A 12,537-nucleotide genomic window follows, 5' to 3' on the forward strand; every position below is an offset into this window, starting at 1 on the left:
CGGGTGACGGCGTTGGAGCTAGCTCAAGCCGCGATTGTTATGGGCTTGACTGCGGTGAACTCTCGCCCGTCGCGTGGCAAGGCCCACAGTAAGTCGACGGGGCGCGGGCCAGTGCGAGCAGGGCTTGGCCGTGCACGAGGCGTTCAATGCATTCGCGGTCATAGAACTGTCGAGACGGTCCGCCGGTGCGCAGGCTCGACAACGCGGCCAGATAGAACGCCCGTCGTAGGCCGCCATTGGAGCGCTTCGGCCGGCGTAGTTTGCCGCAGGCCCGACCCGAATCCGCCTGGCACAGGAACACTCCCGCGTAGGATGCCGACCGTCCCGCCATCGTGAACGACGCCGGATCACCCCGGATGACGACCAAGAACACAGCCCCCAGGTTGGGGCCAAACTGGGGCAGCGATTCGATGATCCGGGCATAAGGGTAGTCGCGGAGACGCTCGGCGATCGTCTTGTCAAGGTCCTTGATCTCAAAGTCGAGGCCGAACAGCTTGGCCGCCATCCGCTTCACCAGAGCAGCCCTACGGGTATCGCCGCTGGATATGCCAGCTCCTGCGCGTTCGCCAGAGCCACGGCGGTGGCCGCGGCCCTGCCCGACCCGAGATGCCCACGCCCCTATGGGCCTGCAGGTGAGCCGTGACGCCGGCCCGCCACCGGCTCGGATCTCGGCTGGGCGCCGGGCCCGGCCACCAGAATCAACGGTGTACAGGTGACGTAGTCGAACGGCGCTTCCAAGCCAGGGAAAATCGAGCCCAATAGTGACCGCAGCCGGTTGATGCCGCGCGCCGAATCAGCCATGACATCTGTTCAATAGTCGGTGGGCTGTCAAGCACCACGACCAGATCTTCGGGCGTCCTCACCTCAGCGAGATCAGCTCGCATGCGGGCTGTTTGGGCAATCACACGTTGTCCAGAACGCGCACTTTCCATGCCCTTTGCGCCGCCGTTTGACGGCGCATAACAACTGTCGATTTCATGAAGTCGGCGAAATCTGTGTCAAGGTCGACGGGCAGTTACCTGGGCGGCACGGGGCGGCGGCGAGCATTGAAATGAGTAGATTTGGTTGTGTGAGGCGAATGCGCCGGTGGCGCGAGAGGCCGTGTTCTGTCGCCGCATAGAGTTATTCGGTCGTGAGCAGGATGTGGTCGACCTGGCTGGTTGTTTCGTGTGGCATGTTGCCGGCCATGGCGGCCAAAAACCGTTGGGCGAATTCACGGACTCTGATGTTGGTTTGCTGGGAGCGCCAAACCAAGATGTCGAATGCTCGTTCAGCGGTGATGCCGTAGGTGACCATGAGGACGCCTTTGGCTTGTTCGATGTCGGCGCGCGCGGCCGCGACTTGGGTGACGGCGTGGGTGATGTCGGATTGCAGGGTCTCGGTGACATCGACAAAGAATCCGCGGGTTCCGATGACGGTTCCGGTCTCATCGAGCATGCGGCCCCCGACGACGATTACCCAGTGTGTGTGCCCCGCGGTGTCGATGATGCGGTGGCGGCTGCTGAATGGTTCCCCGGCGAGCACTCGCTTGATCCCATCAATGGCCCGCTCGCGGTCGTCGGGATGTTTATGCCTGATCAGCAAATCGGTGTCGGGAACGACGGTTCCGGGTTCGTAGCCGTGCATGCGGGCCACCGCATCGGACCATTCCCAGCGCTGGCCGTCCAGTAAGAACCGGAACCAGCCCACCCGCTGGGGCTCACCGAGTCCCACCACACGATCGAGCTGAGCGAGGGCATCGTCGCGCTCTATCGGCTCTGACATGTCACCTTCGCGGCCTGTGCAGCTGTTGGGCAGGCATACGGAACCTTCCTTGGTCGTGGCCTCCGGGCCGACTAGTGGGTCAGGGCGGCCCAGGGTGGGACTGGAACGGTGAGCAGTTCGGCGGCACCGGGTGCGGTGCTCAGCGCCAAGATCGCCGTGGCAAGCCGATCCAGCGGCAAGACGAAATCAACGCAACCGGTGGCGATCGCGGTGGCTGGCATGCTCGGGGCCTCAGCGGTGAACGGGTCTTGCACCAGCACGCGCCCGCCGGCGAGTTTGACCGCCCGGCAGCCTGCAGCGCCGTCAGTCAACCGGCCGGTTAGGACGACCGCGATGGTGGGAGCCGACTTAGCCGAACTCATCAAAAAAGCATCTCCGACACCGACATTGGATGTCGGTGCGGTCAGCGACCACCCGCCGCCTACGCCGATCGTCGCGAGCATGCCAGCAGGCACGACCGCCACACCTGGTCTCTCCGTCGCGTCGCCGTGGATAGCGACCCGCACCGGCAGCTTCGAGCGGCGGGCCACCACCTCAGCTAGCACATCGGGGGCATTTGGCGCGGCCCGGCGATGCTGTGCGACCACCACGGGGAGCGGAAAACTGGCTGGCAGACCAGCCACCACGGTCGAAAGAGCTTTCATGCCCCCCTGGGAGGCCACCAGCACCACCCACCCGAACGGTCCCGCGAGACTGTTCCGTCGGGTAGCAGACATAGGACCAGGGTAACCGCGCTGCGTCGGGTTGCTGACATAAAGCGCGGCGATCAGGGTAGTCAGCACCTCAGGCCCAGGCTGCGGGGTCAGCGAGGGGCCGAATAACCCTTAATCATTCGCATTCGATAACACGAGCACGAGGAACCGACAGATGAGTGAGGACCCGTTTCGACGCAACGCCATCCTTCAACAGCTGCCTGATGGTGAGTACGCCCAGCTGAGGCCACACCTGCAGCTCGAGCATGCGGACATGAAACAAACCGCCTACCGGCCAGGTGGCGCCATCAACGATGTGTACTTTCCGTTATCGGCGGTGTATTCGCTCGTGGCTGGAACCGACCGCGGAATGGCGGTTGAGGTGGCCACCATCGGCAAGGAAGGCTTTGTCGGACTTCCGGTGTATCTGGGAGCGACAAGCAGCCCGCAAACGGCATTTTGCCAAATCCCCGGCGAGACCGCCCATCTCACCACCGAGCGTTTCCGCCACGCCCTGTCCCGTGACGGTGCCCTGCACGCACTGCTGAACCGCTTCACCCAAGCCACAATGGTGCAGGTCTGCCAAAATGTGGTGTGCAACCGTAGCCATCCCGCCGAAATGCGCATGGCGCGCTGGCTACTGATGACCCAAGACCGCGTCGGCGGCCGCGACAAATTCGCGCTCACCCAAGAATTCCTCGCTCAAATGCTTGGAGTGCACCGGCCCACGGTCTCCGAGATCGCCCAAAAAATCCAGGCCCAGGGCCTCATCCGATATCGTCGAGGAACGATCAGCATCGTAGATCGTCAACGACTCCACGATGCGGCCTGCGAATGTTACGACATTGTCAAAGCCGAATTTGACACCATCGCCACCAACCGACAGTGAACATGTTGTGCTGTACCCACATCGGTACGTCGGCCTTCGGAGACGACGGATTATATGGCGCGGTTATCGGCGCCTCTTGCGTCGGCAATTCACGCCTCACACATGATACGAAACCCGAACAGCGCCACCCCATCAACATCGCTGAATACACCATCAGCGAAGATCATGTCCGAGCCCACACTCGACCGGCGTCGTGTGTCAACCTTTAGATTGTCTACGGCAGCAGACCCTCGAGCAGCCGCAAGCGCGGCCTCGTAGCTTTCATAGACCGAGATGGTGCGCGATCGGCCCGTACAGGTGTCCGCGAAATTCGTGATGGTCAAGACATACATTTTATCTGCGACCCTCCTCAGGACGTAACGGTGTGGTCGAGTGGGGATTCGGTTTTGTAATGCCAACTGCTGCACAGCATCTACTGGTTATTACCACCCACGACGGCGGGGCGCTGAGCCGACCAATTGATCCTTACTTGCCACCTCGCGGCTGCGGTAGACGATGTAGGGCCTGAACAGATAGGCGATCGGGGCGCTAAAAGCGTGGACCAGCCGGGTGAATGGCCACAGCGCAAACAAGCCAAGCGCAATGAGCGCGTGTATTTGGTAATACATCGCTGCGTGTGCCATCAGGTCCCCTCGGGGCTCCAGGATCCAGATGGACCGGAACCAGACGGACACCGTTTGGCGGTAGTCGTGTGCTTCACCGTAGGGCGTAGCCCCCATCAGGGTGCAGCTCAAACCGGCCACGATGGCGCAAACGAGCACCACATACATGAGTTTGTCGTTGCGGGTTGTAGCTAGGAAGACAACCCTGTGTGTGCACCGCCGGTAGATCAGTAGTCCGATCCCGAGCAGAGCGGCAAAACCGGCCGGCGCGCCGAGCAGCAGCGCCTGCAAGTGATACAGGTGATCGCTCATTCCCAACGCATCGGTCCACGAAGCCGGAACAAACAGGCCGGTGAGGTGGCCCATGATGACCATCAGGCTGCCGAAGTGAAATAGCGGACTGGCGATCGACAACAGCTTCGACTCGTAGATCTGCGAGGAACGGCTGGTCCACCCGAATTTGTCGTAACGGTAGCGCCACCAGATGCCGACCGACGCGATCGCGAGGACAACGTAGGGCGTGTTGTCCCAAAAGATCTCGAGCAAAGTTAGGTGGATCAAAGTGCGCCTCTTGCAGCCTTACTCGCGCCCTAGGCGCGAGAAAACCTTGCCATCCAATGCTTTCCACACCAGACGAAAATATTGGCAGATGATCTGCTTGACGCTGTTGGGGCAGCTACGTCGGGTGGCTCCTCAAGCGCTTCACCAAGGTGGGATATTGTTGTCAAGGTCGTTGCCCCCAAGAGCGCTGCGTTTCGGTGCTCGGCACCGGCTGCAAAAGGTGTTGCGGTGCTCATAGCGACCTCACCACTGCGGCGCGGCCCTTGGTGCGCAACTTGTACAACGCAGAGCCGCGGTGCTGCTCGATCTCGGCGGTCATCTTGTTGCCCAGCTCCTCAAGCTCAGCTTCGCTGATCTTGACTTCGGGAGGAGCGGGGATCAGGTCGCGCTCTTCTTCGTCCGCGTGCGCCTCGAGCACGGTTTTGAACGAGTTCCATTCCTGTTCGTATCCTGGTGCGTTCTGCGGGGTTTTGAGTAGGACCGACAGTTGGTCGATGACCTGACGGTGCTCGGCGTGGGCAACGGCGATCAGCTAGCTAGCCGCGCTTAGCGCCGGGTAGTACAAGTCGTCCTCGATGCGGAAATGAACATCGAGTTCGATCAGCATTTCATCGAAGAGTGCCTGCCGCTCTTCGGTATTCACCGGTGCCTCACTAACCTTGCGGCCCAGCCCCTTGATCACCACGTGGTGTTCTTTCAACACGTCATATGCGTTCACTTCGCTCCTCCTTGCCGTTCGCCGCACTGCTCGCCATTGCGGATTTCGACCATCCCGTTGACCAATCTGGCCTGGTAGCACGGCAGTGGCGCGGTCGAGGGGCCGCGTAGGACCTGGCCGGTTTCGGCCGCGAACCACGAACCGTGCCATGGGCACACCAGTCGGCCTCGATCGAGCCAGCCGTCGGCCATCGGTGCCGCCATGTGTGGGCAAAACTCACCGAAGGCGAACACCTCCCCGGCCTCGGACTGACACACCACTAGTCCCACTCCGTCGACCTCAACCCGAATCGGCTTGCCGTTCAGTGAGTTCTCGGACAATACCGGTGTCCACTCAGTGCTGTGCAACCGTCGACCCGACCGATCCGTCCCGATACCCGAGTCGAACACCAGGACTCCGCCGAGGTAGCTGCCGCCGGCGGTGAGGCCATAGCCCAACGCAGTCAGGGCGATTCCGCGGCCGCGATGTCCACGGCGGCGGTCCCACCATGACCGCATGTATAAGGCTGTGGCAGCCACGTTCACTATTCCGTGCACCAGTCCCACCCGGCGCTGCTCCTGGTGGGTGTGCTGCCAATCGGTGGCGCCGGTCAGAGCTGAGCAGACGCTGGCCAGGATCCCCACCCCGAGCGCGCGAGAAGCAAATCGCGATGCGTCGCGCGCCTCGGTAACCGGCTGGGCCGGCAGCAAACTCGTAGCGTCCAGAAGGACCGTTGTGGCCAGCGCTCCGCTCGTCAGCGACGCCAGCGGCGGATGGACCGGATGACCGAGCCACACACCGTTGAGGGCGTTCGTGATGCCGTTACGCGCCCGGCCTAGCCCGTTGTAGCCGAAGCTGAGAAGGTGTTCCAAACGATAACTGGGTCGATCCATCCACTGTTGACGGCCGATCGCCGACAGCACTCGCCGTGAGAGGTCCTGCGACCGATTATTGGGTAACCGATCATCCATGGCCGTACTCCTGCCCCAAAACCGGAGCCGGACAACACCATCGCGGAATCGGGATTGGTGATCGCAGCGAACACGTCGGCCACTCTGCGGGTTTGCCGACGCTGGTTGGTGTCGGCAAAGGCGCGCGCGACAAGTCTGTACCGCTAGCCAGGCGCACGCCGCTGACGTGGTAGGAATGTTTGGAGCCAGGAAAGTTCAAATCCTCGAGCAGTTTTGCTTCTGGAGCGCGCGCAGGGCCTCCTCCCCTGCCGCCATTGACGCTGCGGACTGCGTGAGGTGTTTTTGTCGGCCTCGCCAGTACAGGGTTGCGAGTGTCCACGGCTTCCTCCCTCGCCTGCAAGCAGACATGGATCTGCGCAGTGCATGTGGTGCGGGGTAGAAGCCATTAGCGCCATAGACGCGAGAGTGGCGAGCCTCATCGCCAGCCGCGGGAAAACGTGCGGTCGTCGTCATGGTAGCAGCGCAACGACTCGCTGCGCCAGATCGTGCGGGTCGGAGGTTTTACGAGAAGCGCCCAAACAGGGCTAACGCGGGCCCGATGTGGCGGTGTAACCAATCGGGCTGAGCCGCCGCGGGCGAGATCGCTTACGCAGCAGAGGCGAAGCAGTTAGGGTCGAAAGAGGATGGCCTCGGCCCCTTCCAGCCCAAAGGGTTTCGCGGCCACCCCTTTTTGGGCTCGGTATTTAGCCCTAAGTAATGTGTGGTCTTAGCGTTTCTCGCCAGACCCGCACCGCCGGAGTCATTGCTTCCCCTCAGCGAGCCGGGCCTGTGGTGAAGGGGCTACTAGGCAGTGTTCAGACAAGGTCAACCTGCACGCCGATGATCGTTACCACGATGCCGGCGAGGACGAGAGCGACGACCCACACGATTCGGCGACCGCCCACATGAGTTCCTAGGACCACACCAAGGCCCCCTAACGCAGTGATAGAAACGACCAGCGCAACCCAGGACAGTCGCGGCGCAAGTGTCCCGATGACCAACGGAAGTGCGGCACCGACGAAGCTGGACACCCCCGCCACTGCGGCGGCGACAGTCGATTCGCGAAAGACCGCCCTACCCAGGCTGGTGGCCGCCAATCGACCGGACTGGGTAAACATCAGCTGACGTTCAGCCCGCAATAACTCCAACCGACTTTGCGTGTATTCGGCGACGAATAGCGTCACTGTTGCTGAGACGAAGGCGACAATGCCGACGCGTAGGCTCAAGCGCAGGCTCAGCCCGACACCGTGGAGCACCGATGCCGCTGCCAGAGTAAGTGCATTGAGGATTCCATCCGAGATTCCCAGCGCCGCTGCGAAAACAAGCCTTCCCGTGCGCCGCAGGCGCGTCGGCTGGCGGCGCCTTCGTGTATTCACCGGGTACGCGGTACTCGCTCGATGATGCGCTCGCCCACAACGAGCTCATCGATGCTGTGTACTGCCGCGCCGGCCTTTTCGATCTGCTTCATCAATTGCGCCGCGTCGATGGATTCGCCTTCGACCGTGACCTCAAGTCCGACCGTTTCCAGGTCAATCTCGGCGACGGTAATGTTGAGCGCCTCCACGCCAGAAACCTCGTCGATTGCTGCGGCCAATTCCAACAGATCTGGTCTTGTAATGGCCTTGTCGACGTCCAATTGCATACGACGGATGTTCATTGCAACTCCTCTGCTGGTCTGGCCGTGGTTTGATAATTGCGACTCCTTGCCTGAAGTTCAATATGGTCAAACCCGCACACGGACAACCGCACAGTGTCGCTATCGGCTCTGGTTCCAGCGGGCTTTGGCGGCTTTAGCCGCGGATCGTCTCCGGGGCATGAATTCCAGCGTCACTAGCACAAATACCAACGGAATAAGCTGAGTCATCGAAATTAATGCGTAGCGGCGGGCGTTCAATGCGTGGAACTTGCGCACGTACCTGTACAGTGACTCTAGTGCGATCAACGGGTCTAGGATGTGGATCAGCCGGTAGAATACTCGCTGGCGCCAACCACGATGCTTCTCGTCGAAGATCTCGGGGAACGCCGCAAACGATAGCGATACTCGTTGTGCGCCAGCGTTTTTAGCGGCCCGGATCATGTCGACGCTTAGTCGTTCATCGATCCCGTTAGAGGCCCCGCGTCGACGCCACGGGACGTCGAGACTGATATCAGTTCCGCCTCCCGCAATCGCGTAGCGATGGAAGCCCTGGATGCGGCCCGAGGCGTCGCGGGCAATGATCAGCTCGATGCCGGGGAACCGGCCCTCTAGGACGCCGTCAAGGTTCATATAGAAGCCGCGATCGGTGTGAGCCCCACTTGGGGAGGCGCGCACCACGTCGGTTAGTTCGGCAAAAAGATCATCGGTCAGCTGCTGCTCTGCCACGATCTCGGTGGTGATGCCGGCGTTGTGGGTGCGCTGCACCGCCTGACGTAAGTTGCGGAACTTGCGTCCCGTCATGGTGAATCCGGACACGTCGACCACGACATCGCGGCCGATCGGGATGGCCCGCAACGACTGACCGATCACCGTGGAGTCGGTCCACAGCTCGAGTCGCCGCTCGCTGCATCCCACCACCGCGATTCGCCAGCCGCGGGCATGACACATCCCGGCAAAGTCGGCGACCAGCTCGGCGAATTTTGCTTCATCACCAATGGGATCTGCGCTAACAGCAGCAAATCCCAGCCTGGTCCGATACGCCAGACCAGCACGACCGTCGGCACTGAAGTGATAGCACTTGCCTGTTTGCATGGCGAACGGCGCCAGCGGGTCGTCGCTGGTCGCATGGATCAAGGCCCACACCTGGGGTAAATCTTCGGGTCGCGGGCGCGCCGAGGTCGGCCACATCAGCGCTAGCCCCGACGCGATGACCAGCACCTTGCCGAGAAGGCCCCAAGACAGCGTGTGCGCACTCAGTCCCGCCAACAGCCAGAAGCCCGCAACGGTTGCGTGCGGGACCGACACTGGGCGACCCAGATAGACGCCGCGCGCGATCAACGCCGCTGCCGCCACGGCGGTCACAGACCAGCCAATCCGGCCGGAGTCATGCCAGTGCGGGTCACGGTAGTAGCGGGCAAGGACGGTGGTGAGCCAGCCTGCCGCGCCCACCAGGGCTAAAGCCGCAATCCAGCGGGCCACGACCCAATTACCGTGCAGGACAACATGTTCACTCATGCGAGCCTTTGAGGCGGCGTCGACCGGTGGCCTGTTCACGTCCACCGCCCGATGCGCCGGCTTTCAGTTGACTGTGTCATCTGCGTCCCCGTCGTCGCGACTCAGCACGCTGGCATCGCCGGCTGGTGTATCGACAATGGTGATCGAGGCAAGGACTTGCCTGAGGTTCACGTACGTCACCGGCGCCATGTCGCGCAGGGCATCGACGGTGCGCTGGTCGCAACCATTGTCGATCGCCGCGGCTACCAAATCCTCCCTGTTTGCGGGAAATCGAAGACCCTTGAGGCAGCGACGAAGTCGACCTTCGGTGGTGGACGCGATCATCGGTTTGGTCCTTCTACCGTCAGGAAGCCTTTGTCGTGGCCAGCAGCCCTTGACGCTGACCGGGACAGGGCGACCACACATGTCCGCCGGCGCGTTTGACCGCCGCAGCAGCAGTAGTCGATGTATGCAGTCCCTGCATCGGACTCGAGGTGGCCCTCGCAGCGCTGACTCGTGTGATGACCTCGCAGCTGGGGATTCCCGCGCATCGACCGGCCATTGGCCCAGGGTGTCGATTTCGTCGGGCGCGCAGGGCGGTGCGGATTAAAGATGGCGACAGTTGGTAGCGCTGTCAAAACAGTGGCCACGTATGTTCCTCCGCGTCACATCGGCTGCACCCATCGTCCAGCCGCATAACGATGTGTTCCGCAGGGACCGTTGGCCGTCAGCGTATGACGCGCAGATTATGGCGAGCCCCACCGCCACCACGCGGTAACCATCTTACGGTGTTGCAGAACATGTGGCTGCAACAACTGTGCTCATGGCCCGAGAGGCAGACACCAACTTCTGTGGCTCATGAACCCACACCTACTGAGGCACAGTAGCTTTCAGGTTATTCAGCGGTCCATGTCGCCACGGATTGACTTTGGCACACGCGGTGTGATGTTTGTCTCGCTCAGCATCACGGCTGCTTGTGCGTTAGGCCTCACGCCGCACGTGAGCGTCGAGCTGAGGCCACGTGAGGGCCAGCGATGTCGCGATCCTTGAGGACCCGAAAAGTGGGTACGCCGGGCAATTGTTGAGTCGCAGTCGATGGCACGACAAAATATCGGTCCGGCCACCCGCCAGAGCCCCAATCAAGATCAGCACACACAGCACACACTCGGCTCCCGCTGCGCGGTGTCGCCGATGTCGGTGCCCTATGCGCCGCGGCCGCTGGTTGCGTCCTAAAACGGATCCTCGCCGGCCCGCCATTTGAGTTTGTACGCGAAGGCACATGTGGTGTTGTCACCGCTTGCGTCAATTACGAACTCCCGCTCGACAGGGTCGGGAACAGTGATGGTGCCCGTTGCGTAGGGGATGTGGCCGCGGGATTCCAGTTGGATAGCCAGCTGACGCAGTTCGGCCGCCACCTCCTGACGGGTCATGGTTCGGTAGTGGTTGTGCACGTTCAGGTCCGACATATCTCTGATTACCTTTGGTCAGTCGCGAGTGAGCCGACGATGGGTGACGCGGTGGGGGCGGGCCGCCTCCGGACCGAGGCGCACGATTTTGTGTTGTTCGTACCCGGCGTAGTTTCCCTCGAACCAATACCACTGCGCGCCAGGTGTTTCAGTGCCTTCCCAGGCAAGGATGTGGGTGGCAACGCGATCGAGAAACCACCGATCATGTGCAGTGACGACGACACAACCCGGAAATTCCGTGATGGCGTTCTCCAGTGACGCAAGGGTTTCGGTATCTAAATCGTTGGTCGGTTCGTCGAGCAGCAGCACGTTGCCGCCCTGCTTGAGAGTGAGCGCCAAGTTGAGTCGGTTGCGTTCACCGCCAGAGAACAGACGCGCAGGTTTCTGCTGATCGGCACCCTTGAAACCGAAGGCGGCGAGGTAGGCGCGCGAGGGCACCTGCACCGATCCGATTTGCAAAACATCATCGCCGCCGGAGACGACTTCCCAGGCAGTCTGTTGAGGATCGATGTGAGCGCGGTTCTGATCCACGTAGGAAATCCGCACCGTCTCACCGATACGGATTGCGCCGCCATCGGGCTCCTCCTGGCCGGTAAGCATCTGAAACAAAGTGGTCTTACCCACACCATTTGGCCCGATCACGCCCACAATACCGTTGCGCGGCAACGAAAACGACAAATCATCAAAGAGCTCGCGGTCGGCGAAGCCCTTGCTCAGGTGTTCGACTTCGATGACCAGACTGCCCAGCCGTGGGCCGGGCGGAATGTGAATCTCCTCAAAGTCCAGGCGACGGGTTTTGGCCGCTGCGGCGGCCATCTCTTCATAGCGAGTCAGCCGCGCGCTGCTTTTGGCCTGACGCGCCTTGACGCCTGAGCGCACCCACTCCAGTTCGCGCTGCAACTGGCGCAGCTGTTTGGCATCTTTGCGGCCCTCCACCTGCAGGCGGGCGGCCTTGGTGTCCAGATAGGTTGTGTAGTTACCCTCATATGGGTAAGCGCGGCCGCGGTCAAGCTCGAGAATCCACTCGGCGACGTTATCCAGGAAGTAGCGGTCATGCGTGACTGCCACGACCGTTCCTGGGTAGGCGGCCAAATGCTGTTCGAGCCATTGCACGCTCTCGGCGTCAAGATGGTTGGTCGGCTCGTCAAGCAACAGCAGGTCAGGTTTCTGTAATAGCAAGCGGCACAACGCCACTCTGCGCCGCTCTCCGCCGGACAACTCGTTCACGCTGACCTCGGGCGGGGGGCACCGTAGCGCATCCATGGCCTGTTCGAGACGAGCATCGAGATCCCAGGCATCAAGGAGGTCCAATTGTTCCTGCAGCGCACCCATTTCAGCCATCAACTCGTCACTAAACTCATCGGCCAACCGGGCAGTGATGTCGCCAAAGCGAGCCAGTAACGCCTCGGTGCCAGCAACTGCCGCCCGAATATTGCCCAGCACATCCTGGGTGTCGTCGAGTACCGGCTCCTGTGCGAGTAGTCCTACCGAAACATCGGGCGCCGGCCGCGCGTCGCCGTTCGACGGCTGCTCGAATCCACCCATCACTGCCAGCAGCGTCGATTTACCCGCTCCGTTAGGGCCGACAACACCGATTTTGGCGGCCCGCAAAAACGACAACGTCACATCATCGAGGATCACCTTGTCGCCACGCACCACACGGGCCCGATTGAGTTGATAGATCCACTCCACAATGGCCTCCTGCCGCAGGTTGATGCTGCATGTGCAGGGACCATCGGCGGCCACTGATCCCGGTGACCGCGGTTAGGTGGCGAGTCCCACCGCC

General features: G+C 61.6%; 13 protein-coding genes and 1 pseudogene. 1 reads left to right on the forward strand and 13 read right to left on the reverse strand.

All coding sequences use genetic code 11. From position 1 onward, the window contains the following. Positions 1–37: 37 nt before the first annotated feature. From ACYQ8K_RS13580 to ACYQ8K_RS13590, 3 genes are all read right to left on the reverse strand, one after another. Positions 38–505 carry a transposase gene (locus ACYQ8K_RS13580; protein WP_459969707.1) on the reverse strand — a complete coding sequence of 156 codons (468 nt, stop codon included), beginning with the start codon at positions 503–505 and terminating at the stop codon, positions 38–40. Positions 506–1,122: 617 nt separating this feature from the next. Further along, complete coding sequence (locus ACYQ8K_RS13585) at positions 1,123–1,764, reverse strand: PAS and ANTAR domain-containing protein (protein WP_069401127.1); 642 nt, start codon at positions 1,762–1,764, stop codon at positions 1,123–1,125. A gap of 71 nt (positions 1,765–1,835) precedes the next feature. Beyond that, positions 1,836–2,435: a chemotaxis protein CheB gene (locus tag ACYQ8K_RS13590; RefSeq protein ID WP_232327104.1), complete on the reverse strand. Its 600-nt coding sequence runs from the start codon at positions 2,433–2,435 to the stop codon at positions 1,836–1,838. Positions 2,436–2,631: 196 nt separating this feature from the next. Here ACYQ8K_RS13590 and ACYQ8K_RS13595 point away from each other — a divergent pair, with 196 nt between their 5' ends. Further along, the gene (locus ACYQ8K_RS13595) at positions 2,632–3,345 is read left to right on the forward strand and encodes a Crp/Fnr family transcriptional regulator (protein WP_459969710.1); all 714 of its coding nucleotides are present in this window, start codon (positions 2,632–2,634) and stop codon (positions 3,343–3,345) included. An 89-nt stretch (positions 3,346–3,434) separates the two neighbouring features. Here ACYQ8K_RS13595 and ACYQ8K_RS13600 read toward each other — a convergent pair whose 3' ends face one another. From ACYQ8K_RS13600 to ettA, 10 genes and pseudogenes are all read right to left on the reverse strand, one after another. Next, positions 3,435–3,668: a hypothetical protein gene (locus tag ACYQ8K_RS13600; protein ID WP_459969712.1), complete on the reverse strand. Its 234-nt coding sequence runs from the start codon at positions 3,666–3,668 to the stop codon at positions 3,435–3,437. Positions 3,669–3,767: 99 nt separating this feature from the next. Further along, complete coding sequence (gene narI / locus ACYQ8K_RS13605) at positions 3,768–4,508, reverse strand: respiratory nitrate reductase subunit gamma (protein ID WP_069401125.1); 741 nt, start codon at positions 4,506–4,508, stop codon at positions 3,768–3,770. 232 nt (positions 4,509–4,740) lie between these two features. Next, positions 4,741–5,226: pseudogene (locus tag ACYQ8K_RS13610) on the reverse strand (hemerythrin domain-containing protein). Further along, positions 5,223–6,176, reverse strand: coding sequence for a Rieske (2Fe-2S) protein (locus ACYQ8K_RS13615; protein WP_459969715.1), 954 nt, complete (start codon positions 6,174–6,176; stop codon positions 5,223–5,225). Before ACYQ8K_RS13615 ends, ACYQ8K_RS13610 begins: the two are co-directional and overlap by 4 nt. Positions 6,177–6,970: 794 nt before the next feature. Beyond that, a complete protein-coding gene (locus ACYQ8K_RS13620; protein WP_459969717.1) occupies positions 6,971–7,531 on the reverse strand; it encodes a hypothetical protein in 561 nt (186 codons plus the stop codon). Next, on the reverse strand, positions 7,528–7,812 hold the full coding sequence (locus tag ACYQ8K_RS13625) for a DUF211 domain-containing protein (protein ID WP_459969719.1): 285 nt from the start codon (positions 7,810–7,812) through the stop codon (positions 7,528–7,530). Before ACYQ8K_RS13625 ends, ACYQ8K_RS13620 begins: the two co-directional genes overlap by 4 nt. 99 nt (positions 7,813–7,911) lie before the next feature. After that, entirely contained in the window at positions 7,912–9,306 is a 1,395-nt protein-coding gene (locus tag ACYQ8K_RS13630) for a bifunctional lysylphosphatidylglycerol flippase/synthetase MprF (protein ID WP_459969720.1), read from the reverse strand. Between the two features lie 63 nt (positions 9,307–9,369). Further along, positions 9,370–9,630, reverse strand: a complete 261-nt coding sequence (locus ACYQ8K_RS13635; RefSeq protein WP_459969722.1) for a DUF2795 domain-containing protein — start codon at positions 9,628–9,630, stop codon at positions 9,370–9,372. A gap of 884 nt (positions 9,631–10,514) precedes the next feature. Further along, a complete protein-coding gene (locus ACYQ8K_RS13640) occupies positions 10,515–10,751 on the reverse strand; it encodes a hypothetical protein (protein WP_459969724.1) in 237 nt (78 codons plus the stop codon). 18 nt (positions 10,752–10,769) lie between these two features. After that, a complete protein-coding gene (ettA, locus tag ACYQ8K_RS13645) occupies positions 10,770–12,446 on the reverse strand; it encodes an energy-dependent translational throttle protein EttA (RefSeq protein ID WP_459969815.1) in 1,677 nt (558 codons plus the stop codon). Between the last annotated feature and the right edge of the window lie 91 nt (positions 12,447–12,537).

It is taken from the genome of Mycobacterium sp. MUNTM1 (genome assembly GCF_054660795.1).